This is a genomic window from Bradyrhizobium symbiodeficiens (assembly GCF_002266465.3).
GTDB classification, from domain to species: Bacteria; Pseudomonadota; Alphaproteobacteria; order Rhizobiales; family Xanthobacteraceae; genus Bradyrhizobium; species Bradyrhizobium symbiodeficiens.
The window spans coordinates 2,539,368-2,553,969 of sequence record NZ_CP029427.2 but is presented as its reverse complement, the minus strand read 5'-3'; the positions used below and the strand labels follow the sequence as shown (position 1 = coordinate 2,553,969).

Sequence of the window (14,602 nt, the reverse complement as noted above, 5' to 3'; positions counted from 1 at the left end):
TTCGGACCATCTTCGCAAGCACAGCTTTAGCCCATGTTGCACTGCCAAGGAACTATCATGCGTTTAGCCCTTTACACCGGACTAATACTGGCTGGCGGTTACACCTGCCTGACCCCGACGCTCGCCGCCGATCCCACCGGCGACTGGCGGGTTGCCGATGGCGTCGCCAACATTCGCGTCGCCCAATGCAATGGCAGCATGTGGGGCGCCGTTTCCTGGGAAAAGCAGCCCGGTGGGCGCGACGAGAACAATCCGGATGCCTCGAAGAAGACCAGGCCCACGCTGGGCATGGTGACCCTGATCGACATGAAGAAGAAGCCCGGCGCCGAGCAGTGGGAAGGGCAGGTCTACAACGCCAAGGACGGCCAGCTCTACAGCGCGACCATCACGCCTGCCGGCACCGACCAGCTCGAAATCAAGGGCTGCGTGATGGGCTTCCTCTGCGGCGGCGAGACCTGGACCCGGGTCGGCCCGCCGATCCCCTCGAGCACCGCCAACGCCATGGCCAAGAGCACGCCGAAGTCTGCCGGCACGGCGCCGAAGGCCGCAGGTACGACCGTTGCCGCCGCGCCTGCGCCCGCAGCCCCGAAGGCCGCCGGCGCAGCCAAGCCCGGTCAGAAGGGCACGGCCGACCCGGTCGGCGACATCTGCCTACTCCCTGAGATTACGGGGTTTGCCCATTAGGGCCGGCTGAAACAGCAGCACGGCGGCGAGCGTCGTCACCAGCGAGAGTGCCAGCAGCTTGCCCATGCTGGACGTACCGGGATGGCTCGACAGCCACAGGCTGCCGAACGCGGTCGCCGTCGTCAGCGCGCTGAAGAAGATCGCGCGCGTCAGGCTGGTCTGGAGCAGGTTCGTCCTGCCCGAGCGCCAGGCCACGACATAATAGATCTTGAACGCGACGCCGACGCCGAGCAGCAGCGGGAACGCGACGATATTGGCGAAGTTGAGCGGCAGGCCGACCAACACGCATATCTCGAGCGTCACAGCGCCGGCAACCAGGAGCGGCACCAGCGTCATCAGCACGTCGACGAAGCGGCGCAAGGTGATCCACAGCAGCAGGCCGATCACCAGCAGCGCGTAGATGCCGGCATGGATGAACGCCCGCACCACGGTGTCGCCGGATTTCAGGATCGAAACCGGCCCGCCGATCGCGGTCGGCTCGGCAACGAGCACCGCCGCCGCAAATTTGCGCAGCGTGTCGTTGTCGTTGGGATCGCCCTTGGGCAGCGCCTCGACGCGGATGATGCCGTCCTTGCTCTTCCAGCCGCTGACGAGATCGGGCGGCAGTGAACTGAGGGTGACCGGCCCGGCCTGCATCGCGTTCCTGAGCTGGTCGAACACGATCTTCATCGGCGTGACGAAGACGTCCTGCGCCTTGTTGCGCGTGGCCTCGTCGCCATTGGCGAGCTTTTCGAGTGCGTCTGCCAGACGGCGCGAGGCGATCGCGCCCGGCCCTTTCGCCTCGCCCGCGGTCCGGCGCAGATTGTCGACGGAGGATTTCAGCGACTCGACGTTTTCTTTGTCGCTCGGCGCCGCATCGATCTGATCGGGGTTGAGTGCGGGATTCAGCACCTTGGCGCCCTGCGCCAGCAGCTTCAGCTTCGGCGGCTGATCCTCCGGCACGAAGCTGTTGAGCGACATCACCCGCAGCACCTCAGGCACCTTCTCCAGCTTCGCCTCGACCTGTCTTGCCTGCTCGTCGGACGTGACCATCACGTTGATGGCATTGGCGCCGGTGTTGGGATCCTTGCGCAGATCGAGGAAGGTCGCGATCGATTCGGCCTTCGGGTTGCGCAGGTTCATCGGGTTGAAGTCGAACTTCATGAAGTAGAGCAGCGGCAGGCCGGCGACCGCCAGCAGCAGCGTGCCACCCACGACCAGCACACGATGCTTCTCCAGAAAGTGATCGAGCGGCGCCAGGAAGGCGTAGCCGACCGGCTCCTTTTCGCCGGGCGGGTTGAGCAGCTTCAGCATGGCCGGCAGAATGGTGATGGAGGAGAGGAACGCCACCAGCATGCCGACGCCGGCGATCTGGCCGAGCTCTGCGATGCCCTTGTAATCGGTCGGCATGAAGCAGAGGAAGCCGGCCGCGGTCGCCATCGCCGCGAGCGACAGCGGCACTGCCGAGCGCTTGGCCGCCAGCACGAGCGCGCTCGTGAGATCGTTGTGCTTGTAGCGCTCCGAGCGGTAGCGGACGCTGTACTGGATGCCGAAATCGACGCCGAGGCCGACGAACAGCACCGCAAACGCAATCGACAGCAGATTGAACGATCCGACCATCATCAGGCCGGCCGCGGTCGTCAGCGCGAGGCCGACGAAGAGATTGACGAACACCGCGAAGATGATCTTCGCCGAATGCAGCGCCAGCCACAGGATGAGCAGCACGACGAGGACGGTGCCGATGCCGTTGACGACGGCGCCTTCCTGGACGGTGGCGTATTCCTCGTTGGCGATCGGGACCGGACCGGTCAGGCGCACCCGCGCCTGGTACTTGGTCGCGAAATCCAGATCGGCTGCGGCCTTGCGGATCGCGTTGGTGGCATCCTTGCCGGGCTCCAGCGCGTTGTAGTCGAGGATCGGCTTGAACTCGATGAAGGCGCGCTTGTCGGAATCCTTCAGCGGCTCATCGCTGACGAGCTCGCGCCAGGAGAAGCTCGCATTGCCCTTGTTGAGCACGGTCTCGACCGTCTGCGCGATCAGGTTGAACGGACGCGCGGTGTTGTCGAGCTTGACCTGGCCGCGCTTGACGCCGGCAAGTCCGGTCTCCAGCGCGCCGGTCAGGCCGCGGATCGAGGGATCGCCAGCCATGATCTCGATCAGGGGCGCTGCGGATTCGAACTCGCTGGTGATCTTGCCGACCTCTTCGGTCGGCAGGAACAACAGTCCGTTCTTCTCGAAGAACTCGCCGCTGCCGAGTTGCTGCAGGGACTGGAAGTTGGTCTTGTCGTCCTTCAGCCGGGCATAGAGCGCGTCCGCCGCCGCGCTCGTCATCTCCGGGGTCCGGGCCTCGACCACGGCGAGGATCGTTTCGTTTTGATCGAACGCTTTGTCGAATTGCTGGTCGCGCTTTCGCCAATCCAGGTTCAGGGAAATCAGCGAGTTGATGTCGGTGTTGATGGCGAAGTGGTGCGCAGCGTAATAGCCCGCTCCCACCGACAGCAGGAGCCCGAGAACGACGACGAGGGAGGCAAACCGGGTGCAGGCCCTGACGATGGCAACGACGACGCTTTGCAGCACTTCTTTTCTTTCTGCGTTTAACAGCTTGCCGGAAACGCCCGCTGTTTATCGGAGTTCCCAGGCGAAACCTATTGCTGTTTTGAGTGGCACGCGCCGCCGGAAGGTTCGAGGTAAACGGCGGAAGACCGTGGCAAAATCATGCGGGGGGTCGGTATAGCCGGGGAGTTGAGGCCAGAAAGTGACGAAGGCCTGGGCATTGATCTCGCCGGTTGGCGGACACCCGTAGATTTACTATAATACCGCAAAATCGACACGGCAGCGAATCCTGAACTATATGTCCTTTCCCCGCTGCCGATTTTTTGACACAAAGTATTGCGCCTCCATGCGCGGAGCCCCGGCGGGGGTGGTTGGCTACCGCGCGCGCGAACCAATGGTGCGGATATTGCAACGCCTTGGTCAGCATCGGGTGCCGCCGGGGACTTACGAAGCGGATGGGTGCAACTTGCGTGATGGGCGTCCTATGGAAGTTTATCTGGCGCAGCCGCGCGGCTTCTGCGCGGGCGTGGTGCGTGCGATCGAGATCGTGGAACGGGCGCTGGAGAAGTACGGCCCGCCCGTCTACGTGCGCCACGAGATCGTGCATAACAAATACGTCGTCGAGAGCCTGAAGAACAAAGGGGCAATCTTCGTCGAGGAGCTGTCCGAGGTGCCGCCGAAGGCGGTGACCGTTTTCAGCGCCCATGGTGTCGCCCGCAGCGTCGAGGAAGAGGCTGCCGCGCGCGACCTTCCCGTGCTCAATGCCACCTGCCCGCTGGTCACGAAAGTTCACAATCAGGGGAAGCGGTACATCACCAGGGGCCGCACGCTGATCCTGATCGGCCATGCCGGCCACCCCGAGGTCGAGGGCACGATGGGCCAGGTTCCCGCCCCCGTGCTGCTCGTTCAAAGCGTCGAAGAGGTTAAGACCCTGAATTTGCCGGCAGATACGCCAGTGGCCTACATCACCCAGACCACCTTGTCGGTCGACGACACGAAAGACATCATTTCGGCCCTTCTGGCCCGCTTTACAGATATTCAAGGCCCGGATATCCGGGATATCTGCTATGCGACACAGAACCGACAATCTGCGGTAAGGGACTTGAGCAAGCTGGTCGACGTGATCTTGGTGGTGGGCGCTGCCAATAGCTCGAATTCGAACCGGCTTCGCGAAATCGGCACCGAGGCCGGCGTCGCGAGTTATTTGATTGCCGACGGCAGCGAGCTCAATCCGGAATGGTTGAAGAATGCGGCGAACGTCGGCATTACGGCCGGCGCTTCGGCGCCCGAGGTACTCGTGGATGACGTGATCGAAGCGATGCGGCGAATCGGACCGGTCAAGGTCCAGGTGTTGCCGGGCCGCGAGGAAAACATCGAATTCCGGCTTCCGGCCCAATTGGCTGCGAGCTGACCCACCCGAATTCAGAAGCCCAGAAAGAAACTCGTAATGGCTATTCCGTTCTTCAAGGAAATGCGTATCGGCGCCTATCTGCTCAAGCAGAAGATGCTTGGCCGCAAACGCTACCCGCTCGTGCTGATGCTGGAGCCGCTGTTCCGCTGCAACCTCGCCTGCGTCGGCTGCGGCAAGATCGACTATCCCGATGCGATCCTCAACCGCCGCATGACCGCGCAGGAGTGCTGGGACGCCGCCGACGAGTGCGGCGCGCCGATGGTCGCGATCCCCGGCGGCGAACCGCTGATCCACAAGGAGATCGGCGAGATCGTGCGCGGCCTCGTGGCGCGCAAGAAGTTCGTCTCGCTCTGCACCAACGCGCTGCTGCTGGAGAAGAAGCTCGATCTGTTCGAGCCCTCCCCGTATTTGTTCTTCTCCGTCCATCTCGACGGCCTGCGCGAGCATCACGACAAGGCGGTGTCGCAGAAGGGCGTGTTCGACCGCGCCGTGTCCGCGATCAAGGCGGCCAAGGCGCGCGGCTTCACCGTCAACGTCAACGCCACCATCTTCGACGGCCATCCGGCCGAGGAGATCGCGAAGTTCCTCGACCTCACCGTCGAGCTCGGTGTCGGCGTCTCGATGTCGCCGGGCTACGCCTATGAGCGCGCGCCGGATCAGGAGCACTTCCTCAACCGCACCAAGACCAAGAAGCTGTTCCGCGACGTCTTTGCAATGGGCAAGGGCAAGAAGTGGAATTTCATGCATTCCGGCCTGTTCCTGGACTTCCTCGCCGGCAACCAGGAATACGAGTGCACGCCGTGGGGCATGCCCGCGCGCAACATCTTCGGCTGGCAGAAGCCCTGCTATCTGCTCGGTGAAGGCTACGCCAAGACCTTCAAGGAGCTGATGGACACCACCGACTGGGAGACCTACGGCACCGGCAAGTACGAGAAGTGCGCCGACTGCATGGCCCATTGCGGCTACGAGCCGACGGCGGCGACCGCGGCCATCAACAGCCCGCTGAAGGCGATGTGGGTGTCGCTGCGCGGCATCAGGACCACCGGTCCGATGGCGCCGGAGATCGACATGAGCAAGCAGCGCCCGGCGCAGTACATCTTCTCGTCGGAAGTGCAGAAGCGGCTGTCGGAGATCCGCCAGGACGAGGCGGCCGCTGCGCAGGAGAAGGCGGCGCGGAAGGCTTCGACGGCGGCTTAAGCGGCCGCAATCAACTATCACCACGAAGGCCCGGCCGCGATCGCGACCGGGCCTTTTCTTTCGAAGCAGGTCTCGTGGAGCTCGAGGCAGGCTGTCCAACCCAGCGTCATTGCGAGCGGCGTATGTGGCACCGGCTTGCTTTTCCATCAGCACTCTTCATCGCAGACACGCACTCGCATTCTCGCGGCGCATCTCGCCCGAGCTTTGCTGTTCGTTTCGCCCCATTGATGGCCAAAGGGCGCAGGGAAGGCCGGGCGCCGGCGGCACCCGCGGTCCGCGTGCATGGAGAACGCACACGGGGTGGACTACAGGTGTCGCCGGTCGCCCGGCCTTCCCTGCGCGGATGGTTTTAACGGTGTCCTTCGTGCTCTCCTCGGGGAGCGATGCACTATTGCCCCCGTCGCGTTGCGGCTGGTCGATGTGCGCACCCGGTCGGGCCGCCGCATCACCGCAAGGCTTGACACCAGACTGCGGGCGTCAGGACCACACGACTTCTCCGTCCGCGGACGGTTTGACCTGATCGCCGGGAGCTAGCGTGTGCTCGCCCCCGGCGACGACCAAAACCGCTGTGACCGCGCCGTTCGTCCCGCGATGCGCATGACTCACGGTTGCCCGCCCTGTCATCGCCTCTCGCGCCGGCGCTGCCGCGTCCACCGCACCCCGACCCGCATCTCGTGACGATCGCGAAGCGCCCCTCTGGCAGGGCCGGGATGAGCGCTTCATGCCACAAATCCGAAATTCTGAAAAGTGGAATATTTTTGCGAGGAGGGGTTGACGGGTGTCGAGGTGTTTTGCCCGACGGGTCTTTTGGACAAGCGGCTTCACCATCGCGCCATGCGCTCACCATACTTCGCGCACCCCCTCATGGCCCGCCTGTTTCGCCGCCTTGACGAGTTTGCGATCAAAAGTGACGAAGGCCTCGCAATGTTCGGACCTCGTCAGATGCTGGGCATCGGCGAAATCCATTCCTCTCTCGACAAGGTCGAGAGCCGCTGCAACCGTCGCGCCGTCCTCGATCGTGACGGTCGGAAGCCCCGCGAAGACACGAAGCGCGTGCACGACGGCCGCGGCTTGATAGCCGTACGCGCTTCGCAACACCCATTCGACTTCGAGGAGTACCGTGACGGCAACGAAGACCCTCTCGCCGTCGATCAAGGCGCGGGCACGTGCGGATTGGGTGGCATGATCTCCGGTCAGGTAGCGGACGATCAGATTAGTATCAATCGCGATCATGCCGCCGCCTGGCTTCAGCAAGGACGGCTGCGTCCATCTGGTCCAGCGTCTTCGGCTTGCCGTGGTACGCCAGGACGCCGAACACATCCTCCGGCCGCGTCGCTGCAAAGGCCGGCGCCGGCTTCAACAGCACGCCCTCCGGCGTGTCCTCGACGGTAAGCCGCGTTCCTGTCTTCCACTCCCGCCGCCGACGAATCGCGCTGGGCAGGATGACCTGCCCCTTGGTGGAGACGATGGTGGTGAGCTTGTCCGTGTCGGCCATGGCCTGACCTTCCCGATGTAAGACGAATGTAAGATAAGCGTTGACGGGCTCACATTCAAGCGGCTCGGACGAGGTTCGCGCAGGTCAAAACAAAAGGCCCGGTCGCAAGACCGGGCCTTTCCTCTACTCTCAGTTCGAAAGACCCCGCTCAGGCCGCCTTCGACACCAGCGCCTCGCTCTCGATCAGCTCCGTCCCGATCAGATAATCCCGGCAGCCACGCAGGCTCCGCAGGGCGCGGTTGAAGTCGATGCCGGTCGAGACCAGTCCATGCAGCGCGGCCGGATTGCGCACGATGCCGAACAGCACGGCGGCGAGGTCGATCTGGCCGTTCGGCTTGATGGCGGCGCGGGCGAGCGCCGGCAGGGCGCGGTGGGCGGGATCGCTGATGACGCGGACCGCGGCGAACGGCAAGCCGGCCTCGGCGGCGTAGGCGGCCGCGATGTGGCTTTCCATGTCGACGGCGGAGGCGCCGGTCTCCGAATGCAGCGCCGCCTTGCAGGCGCGCTTGGTGACCACCTCCTCGGCACCGGCCAGGCTGCCGCGCACGACGCGGCGGCGGCCCGAGGTCAGGCGGTCGATGAGGTCGTCGCCGAGCGACAACCCTGCGGCCCAGCGGGCATCGCCGGAGAGCACCTCGGTCGCGAGCACGACATCACCCGAGCGCAAGCTCGGGTCGAGCCCGCCGGCAACGCCGAACGAGATCACGCCGCGAATCGTTTCTGGATCCACCACCGTCAGCAGCGCCCGCAACTGGGTCGGACTGCTGGACGAACAAATGACGGCCATTCCCGGCCCGGCTGCGATGCGGGCCTCCTGAACCAGTCCGGTCACGATCAAGATCGGCCGCGGATCAATGGCATTGCCCGCGGTAAGATAGTCCCCGTCCCCAAAGTCACATTCCGACCCCTACCACCCTGCTGTTGGTGTTCCGCAAGTTCCGATACCGCGCCAGTGCCCACAACGGAAAGAACTTCGGGTAACCATGATACCGCAGATAGAACACGCGGGGGAAGCCTGTGGCGGTGTACCGCTGCTCGTCCCACAGTCCTTTTTTGTCTTGTGTTGCAATCAGGTACTCCACCCCGCGGGCGACGGCCGGGTGATCAACCTCGCCTGCCGCCATCAGGGCAAGCAAGGCCCATGCCGTTTGCGAGGCGGTCGAGGGAGCGGCCTCCCACCCCCGGTAGTCGAGCCGGTAGCTGACGGCATCCTCGCCCCAGCCGCCGTCCTCGTTCTGGATCGAGGCCAGCCAGCTAGCGGCCTTGCGAATCATGGGGTCATCGTGCCGGACGCCGGCCATGTTGAGGGCGCACAGCACCGACCAGGTTCCGTAGATGAAGTTCATGCCCCAGCGGCCGTACCAGGACCCTTCCTGGTGCTGGGTCTTCCTGAGGTAGGCGACCCCGTCGGCCACGTGCTTGCTGGTCTGCGCGGTCTCGCCGAGCTGGGCCAGCATCGAGATGCAGCGCGCCGTGACGTCCTCGGTCGGCGGATCGAGCAGCGCGCCATGGTCGGAGAACGGGATGTTGTTCAGATAATATTCGAGATTGTTGACGTCGAAGGCGGCCCAGCCGCCGTCGTCGCTCTGCATGCCCTCGATCCACTCTCGGCCACGGGCGATCGCGGCGTCGTAGCCGGTCGCACCGTGCTCCCGGCGCATCCGGTCCATCGACATCACCACCACGGCGGTGTCGTCGAGATCGGGGTAATGCGCATTGTTGTACTGGAAGGCCCAGCCGCCCGGACGCACGTCGGGCCGCTTCACCGCCCAGTCGCCCTTGACCTCGAGCTCCTGCTTCGGGATCAGCCAGTCGAGGCCTTGCTTCGCCGCAGGCACCGCCTTGTCGCCGCCGGCTTCCAGCAGCGCATGCGCCGTCAACGTCGTGTCCCACACCGGCGAGACGCAGGGCTGGCAATAGGCCTCGTCGTCCTTGATCACCAGCAGCTTGTCGATGCCCCGGCGCGTGATCGCCCGTGGCGGGAAGTTCTCGTCCTTGCCGAGCGCGTCGTACATCATGACGATGTTGGCCATGGGCGGGTAGATCGCGCCCATGCCGTCCTCGCCGTTGAGCCGCTCCTCGGTGAAGGCGAGCGCCGCGTCGATCGCGCGCTTGCGAAGGCTCTTCGGAAACATCGGCTCGACCACGCGCAGGATCGCGTCGAGGCTGCGAAACAACAGGAACCAGGCCATGCTCTGATGCGGGGCCTTGGCAGTCATGCCGATCGAGCGCGGATCCTGCAGGAACAGCTCGTCGATGCCGACGCCCTTCGGGTTCTTCGCGCGCGGCTTGAGCGCGGCGATCACCATCAGCGGCACCATGGTGGTGCGCGCCCAGTAGGAGATCTTGTTGATGTGGAACGGCGACCAGAACGGCAGCAGCACGATCTCGATCGGCAGCACCGGCACCGCACGCCAGGTCACAACGCCGAACATCGCGAGCATGAAGCGCGTGAAGACATTGCTGTGAATGGCACCGCCGCGGGCGTGGATGGCCTCGCGCGCGCGCACCATGTGCGGGGCATCGACGGGATCGCCGATCATCTTCAGCGCGAAGTAAGCCTTCACGCTGGCGCTCATGTCGAACTCGCCGTCATGCACCAGCGGCCAGCCGCCATGGGCGCCCTGGATGCGGCGCAGATAGTTGGCGATCTTGGCTTCGAGCACGGTGTCGACCGGCTCGGCGAGATAATGGCGCAGGAGGACGTACTCGGCAGGAATCGTGCAGTCGGCCTCGAGCTCGAACACCCAATGGCCGTCGGGCTGCTGGAATCCGAGGACGCCCCGCGTCGCCGATGCAATGCTCGATTCCAAAACGCCCGACTGAGGGGCTTCGCGGCTGGTCGCGTTCACGGAATCCATCTCGCTCGATTGCTCCGATAGTCGATTGAATTTGGCCGGGGCGTCTGCCCGTCAGGGCCGCCTTTCAGGATCCTTTGGCGGCGATAACCAGATCTGCGGCGCGATCACCCGACCGGACCGATCCCTCGATGGTTGCAGGCAATCCCGTAGCAGTCCAATCCCCTGCAAGGAACAGGTTTTTCAGCGCAGTGACCGGCCCCGGACGCAGGGCATTCTGCGCCGGCGTCGCCGCAAATGTGGCACGGCGCTCGCGCACGATCTGCCACGGCGGCAGCTCGCCGGACACGCCGCCGGCCTTGCAGACGTCGTTCCAGATCGCCTGCGCGAGTTCCTCGCGCGGCATGTCGACCAGACGATCGCTGTTGCTGATGGTGACGGACAGCCGGTTCGGGAACGCGAACAGCCATTCCACGACGCCGCCGATCACGCCGAGGATCGGCGCCGAGCCCGGCGGCGGTGTAATCCGGAAATGCGCGTTCACGATGGCGCGGAATTCGGTCGGAGTCTTCATGCCCGGCAGCAGGCTCGCAGCAGCACGCGGCGGCACCGCCATTACGACGACATCGCCCTCACCCAGCTGGATCACATCCTCGCCGCCGAAATTCAGCGCACGGGCCTTGCCGTCAGTGCTGGTGAAGGACCGCAGCTCATGGCCGAGCTGAACGGTGTGGCCACGGTCGCCCAAGAACTTCACGGCCGGCTCGATCAGCACGGTGCTGAGACCGTCGCGCGCAATCAGGGGACGGCAGGCCTGTCCGCCGGCAAGCAGCGTCTCGCGCACGATGGCGCCGGCAAGCCCGGCCGAGCCCTCGGGCGGATCGACGTTGAGCGCCGCCAGCAGCAGCGGCTGCACCAGGCGCTGATAGAGCACGCCTTCACAAGGGATGGACTTGCCGACCAGCGTGTCCTCGGACGCCCAGATCAGCGGCGCCAGCTTCAGATAATCGGTGAGTCCGGTGTCGGGCACCCGGCGGCTCTCGTCCAGCACCCAGGTCGGCAGCCGGCCGGTGCCGAGATCGATCTGCCAGCGCTGCCCGGTCTTGATGTCGACGAAGGGAAACTGCGCGCTTTCGGGGCCGACGAGGCCCGCCTCGGTGCCGATCGCGCGCGCATAGGCGCGGGCATGGCTGTTGCCGGAGAGCAGCAGATGATTGCCGTTGTCGATGGTGAGATTGGTGGCGCCGTCGAAATAGGAGCGGCAACGGCCGCCGGCCTGGTGCGTCGCCTCGTGCACGGCGACCTTGAAGCCGGCATTGGCGAGCCGCACGGCGGCGGAGAGGCCGGAAATTCCGGCGCCGATGATGTGAGCTGTGTTTTGCATCAGATGAGAGCGTAACGGAGCAGGATCAGGATGCGCGTGATCTTCGACACACGCACCGGCTGGCGCGGCGCGTTGAAGCCGCGCGCGATCAGGAGATCCAGAATGGAATGATAGTATTTCGACATGATCCGCGGCGCGCGCACCGTGCGGCGCTTGTTGCGGTTCATGATCTCGTCCGACTTCTCGAAATACGCCTTGGCGCGCTGCGCCAGTGGCAGGCAGACCTTGGGCAGCGCGCGCTCGGTGATCACGCGGTTCGGGTCGTCGGAGGTGATGCCGGCATGCAGCAGCGCCTCGCGCGGCAGATAGAGCCGGCCGAGGCCGGCGTCCTCGTCGATGTCGCGCAGGATGTTGGTGAGCTGGAGCGCGCGGCCGAGATGATGCGCGAGCTCGATGCCGTCCTCTTCCGGCAGGCCGAACACCCGCACCGACAGCCGTCCCACGGCGCTGGCGACGCGATCGCAATACAGATCCAGCGTCGCCATGTCGGGCGCGCGGATGTCCTGCGGCACGTCCATCTCCATGCCGTCGACGATGGCGAGGAAGTCCTCGCGCTTGAGGCCGAAGGTCTTCACCGAGGCGACGTAGTCCTTCAGCCGTGGCGGCGGATTGCCCTGGTAGAGCGCGTCGATGTCGTTGCGCCAGCCCTGAAGCGCGGCGAGCCGCTCCGCGCGCGGGCCGTCGGAATCGGCGATGTCGTCGACCTGGCGGCAGAAGCTGTAGATCTGGAACATCGCTTCGCGCTGGTCATGCGGCAAGATGCGCATCGCGGCGTAGAACGAACTACCGGATGCGCTCGAGCCATAATCGGCGCCGGGCGCGGTCGCCTCAAGCGTCATGTGCAGTCCCCGGTCTGGAAATGGCCTTGCGTCCGATCGCGCGGCGGCCGGCCTCGCTGAACATTCCGGCAAGGCTGAACACGAGCAGCTCGAACTTGTTCAGGTGCACCCGCTCGCGCAGGGGATCGCGCTCCTTCAACAGGCGCACGATGCGGTCGGCATAGGCCTGGATCACCGCGACGTCGACGCCGAGACGGAAATCCCGGATCTCCGCAGCGAGCGCCCTGCCCTCGTCGAGCAGCGCTTCGTTGCGAACAGCAAGCCCCTGCAGGCAGGCCAGCATCGCCGGCGGCGACTCCGACAGCCCGAGTTGCTCGACCGAGGCACCGTGTGCTGCCAGCGCATCGCGCGGCAGGTAGACGCGGTTGAGCTCGCGGAAATCCTTGCCGCAATCCTGCAGGTGATTGTTGATCTGCAGGCCTGCGCAGAGCGCATCCGATGCGGCCCAGGTCGAAGTGCTCTCGCCGTGGACATCGAGCATGAAGCGGCCGACCGGCATCGCCGAGTAACGGCAATAGTGGATGACCTCGTCCCAATTCTCGTAGCGCAGCTTGGTCACGTCCATGCGGAACGCGATCAGCACGTCGAGCGCGTGGCGCGGCGCCATGCCGCGCTCGGCCAGTGCACGGCGCAAGATGACGGCCTCAGCCTGGGTGTCGCCCTTGCCGAGCAGTTCCGCCTCGAGCAGGTCGAGATAGCTAAGCTTCTGATCGGGCGGCAGGGTCGCGTGATCGGCAATGTCGTCGGCGGTGCGGACGAAATTGTAATACGCCAGGATCAGGGCGCGATGACGCGGATGAATGATCCAGGACGCGACGGGAAAATTCTCGTCGCGGTCACCTTTGCCGGATCGCAATTCGCTCGCAGAGGTCATCGAGGGCTGGTTTACAATCGTTTGGACAGGAAGGGCTTCTTCGCTCGCGCGGGCTCATGCCGGCGATCCGCCGCGGCCCCCATATAGGGGAATACGACCGCAAAACCAATCCTGTCTCTCGATGGCTGCCCCTTGCGGATCGAGCCCGAAAAGGCGGCCCGGGGCCGCCTTTTGTGGGCCAATGGCCGAGCTTACTGGTTGTGGTTCTTCAGGACCTGATCGCAGGCCTGCGAGATCTTGGCCCGGTTCTCCTTGAGGCAGGCCAGGATGGTAAAATCGCCCTGATCGATGACCGGACGGCAGAACTTCTGCACGTCGCGCGTGCAGGCCTTCTGCTCGGAATCCGTGCCACGCCCTGACTGGGCGAATGCCGCGGTCGAAAGGGATGCCGACAGCAGGGTGAGAGCGACGAGAAGCTTACGCATTGTATTCCTTCATTCTGACGGCAGAATCGCACCGGACCCGGACTGCACAGGGCGGAGGACCGGAGCGGATTGTTCTGGTGGCAAGTCGCCGCGGAGTAGCGGCCTCAGAGAAGGCACAAGCGCTGGCAAATGCGGCCAAATTGGCGCCACGCCCACCAAATCAGGTCTTCCCCGCGCCTTCATTGGCAGATGTAAGAGGTTGATACTACGTCATAATTTAGGAGCTCTGCGTTTTACTGCATACCTGTTGCAGAGCTGCATCTGTCCGCCCTGCCTCTCCCGCCGGAAACATACCGAAACAGGGGCAATCGGCCGCCCCAGGTCTGGCAAGAGGCGTCGTGAACCGCCATCTCTGGCGGCCGGCCTTTGAACCTGACACTGGCTCGGAGCACTAAACTTTCGATGTGGCGAGACGTTATCACGCGTAAGCGGGCGTCGTTCCAAAACGGGATATTGAGATGAAATTCTTTGGGCGATCTGGACTGGCAATCAAGGCGGCCGGCATCGGGGCGGCGCTGCTCTTCTCGGTTTCGGCAGGCCACGCTCAGTCGTCCGGCCCCTTTGCCGGTTTTGACGGCGCCTGGAGCGGCACCGGCACGGTGTCGCTGTCCGACGGCTCCACCGAGCGCATTCGCTGCAAGGCCGACTACAAGGTCGCAGGCCACGGCCTCAATCTGAAGCAGGCGCTGCATTGCGCCTCCGACAGCTACAAGTTCGACCTCACCAGCGACGTGACGAGCCAGGGCGAGCGCATCTCCGGAAATTGGAGCGAGTCCAGCCGCAACATCTTCGGCAATCTCCAGGGCACCGCCGGCGGCGGCCAGATCGACGTGTTCGTCGAGGCCAACGGCTTTGCCGCCAACCTCTCGCTGCGCACCAACGGCAGCAAGCAGACGGTGCAGATCTCTTCCAAGGGCGAGATCCGCGGCGTCAACATCACCATGACGAAGAGCTGACGCCTTC

Annotated in this window: 13 protein-coding genes; 4 read left to right on the top strand and 9 right to left on the bottom strand. The window is 64.6% G+C overall.

Annotated features, from left to right (window positions below):
- The first annotated feature begins 57 nt into the window (after positions 1-57).
- Positions 58-684: a DUF2147 domain-containing protein gene (locus CIT39_RS11640; protein WP_162308452.1), complete on the top strand. Its 627-nt coding sequence runs from the start codon at positions 58-60 to the stop codon at positions 682-684.
- On the opposite strand, the gene hpnN is transcribed toward CIT39_RS11640, so the two are convergent.
- Positions 652-3,240, bottom strand: coding sequence for a hopanoid transporter HpnN (gene hpnN, locus CIT39_RS11635; RefSeq protein WP_094975220.1), 2,589 nt, complete (start codon positions 3,238-3,240; stop codon positions 652-654). The two genes, CIT39_RS11640 and hpnN, sit on opposite strands and share 33 nt — an antisense overlap.
- Positions 3,241-3,700: 460 nt before the next feature.
- Here hpnN and ispH point away from each other — a divergent pair, with 460 nt between their 5' ends.
- Together ispH and hpnH are read left to right on the top strand one after the other, a co-directional pair.
- A complete protein-coding gene (gene ispH / locus CIT39_RS11630) occupies positions 3,701-4,627 on the top strand; it encodes a 4-hydroxy-3-methylbut-2-enyl diphosphate reductase (RefSeq protein ID WP_094975221.1) in 927 nt (308 codons plus the stop codon).
- A 36-nt stretch (positions 4,628-4,663) separates the two neighbouring features.
- Positions 4,664-5,824, top strand: coding sequence for an adenosyl-hopene transferase HpnH (hpnH, locus tag CIT39_RS11625; RefSeq protein WP_094975222.1), 1,161 nt, complete (start codon positions 4,664-4,666; stop codon positions 5,822-5,824).
- An 840-nt stretch (positions 5,825-6,664) separates the two neighbouring features.
- On the opposite strand, the gene CIT39_RS11620 is transcribed toward hpnH, so the two are convergent.
- The 8 genes from CIT39_RS11620 to CIT39_RS11585 all read right to left on the bottom strand — a co-directional run bounded on the left by CIT39_RS11620 (position 6,665) and on the right by CIT39_RS11585 (position 13,639).
- Positions 6,665-7,057, bottom strand: coding sequence for a type II toxin-antitoxin system VapC family toxin (locus CIT39_RS11620; RefSeq protein ID WP_094975223.1), 393 nt, complete (start codon positions 7,055-7,057; stop codon positions 6,665-6,667).
- Positions 7,044-7,319, bottom strand: a complete 276-nt coding sequence (locus CIT39_RS11615; RefSeq protein WP_094975224.1) for an AbrB/MazE/SpoVT family DNA-binding domain-containing protein — start codon at positions 7,317-7,319, stop codon at positions 7,044-7,046. The genes CIT39_RS11620 and CIT39_RS11615 overlap by 14 nt, the downstream gene beginning before the upstream one ends.
- 148 nt (positions 7,320-7,467) lie before the next feature.
- On the bottom strand, positions 7,468-8,151 hold the full coding sequence (locus CIT39_RS11610) for a phosphorylase (RefSeq protein WP_334273133.1): 684 nt from the start codon (positions 8,149-8,151) through the stop codon (positions 7,468-7,470).
- A 61-nt stretch (positions 8,152-8,212) separates the two neighbouring features.
- Positions 8,213-10,180: a squalene--hopene cyclase gene (gene shc, locus CIT39_RS11605; RefSeq protein ID WP_094975226.1), complete on the bottom strand. Its 1,968-nt coding sequence runs from the start codon at positions 10,178-10,180 to the stop codon at positions 8,213-8,215.
- A 64-nt stretch (positions 10,181-10,244) separates the two neighbouring features.
- Positions 10,245-11,501 carry a hydroxysqualene dehydroxylase HpnE gene (gene hpnE, locus CIT39_RS11600; RefSeq protein WP_094975227.1) on the bottom strand — a complete coding sequence of 419 codons (1,257 nt, stop codon included), beginning with the start codon at positions 11,499-11,501 and terminating at the stop codon, positions 10,245-10,247.
- Complete coding sequence (gene hpnD / locus CIT39_RS11595; RefSeq protein ID WP_094975228.1) at positions 11,501-12,340, bottom strand: presqualene diphosphate synthase HpnD; 840 nt, start codon at positions 12,338-12,340, stop codon at positions 11,501-11,503. The genes hpnE and hpnD overlap by 1 nt, the downstream gene beginning before the upstream one ends.
- Complete coding sequence (gene hpnC, locus CIT39_RS11590) at positions 12,330-13,214, bottom strand: squalene synthase HpnC (protein ID WP_094975229.1); 885 nt, start codon at positions 13,212-13,214, stop codon at positions 12,330-12,332. The genes hpnD and hpnC overlap by 11 nt, the downstream gene beginning before the upstream one ends.
- A gap of 191 nt (positions 13,215-13,405) precedes the next feature.
- Entirely contained in the window at positions 13,406-13,639 is a 234-nt protein-coding gene (locus CIT39_RS11585; RefSeq protein WP_109853900.1) for a hypothetical protein, read from the bottom strand.
- Between the two features lie 458 nt (positions 13,640-14,097).
- On the opposite strand from CIT39_RS11585, the gene CIT39_RS11580 reads away from it, so the two are divergent.
- A complete protein-coding gene (locus CIT39_RS11580; RefSeq protein ID WP_094975230.1) occupies positions 14,098-14,595 on the top strand; it encodes a hypothetical protein in 498 nt (165 codons plus the stop codon).
- Positions 14,596-14,602 lie beyond the last annotated feature (7 nt).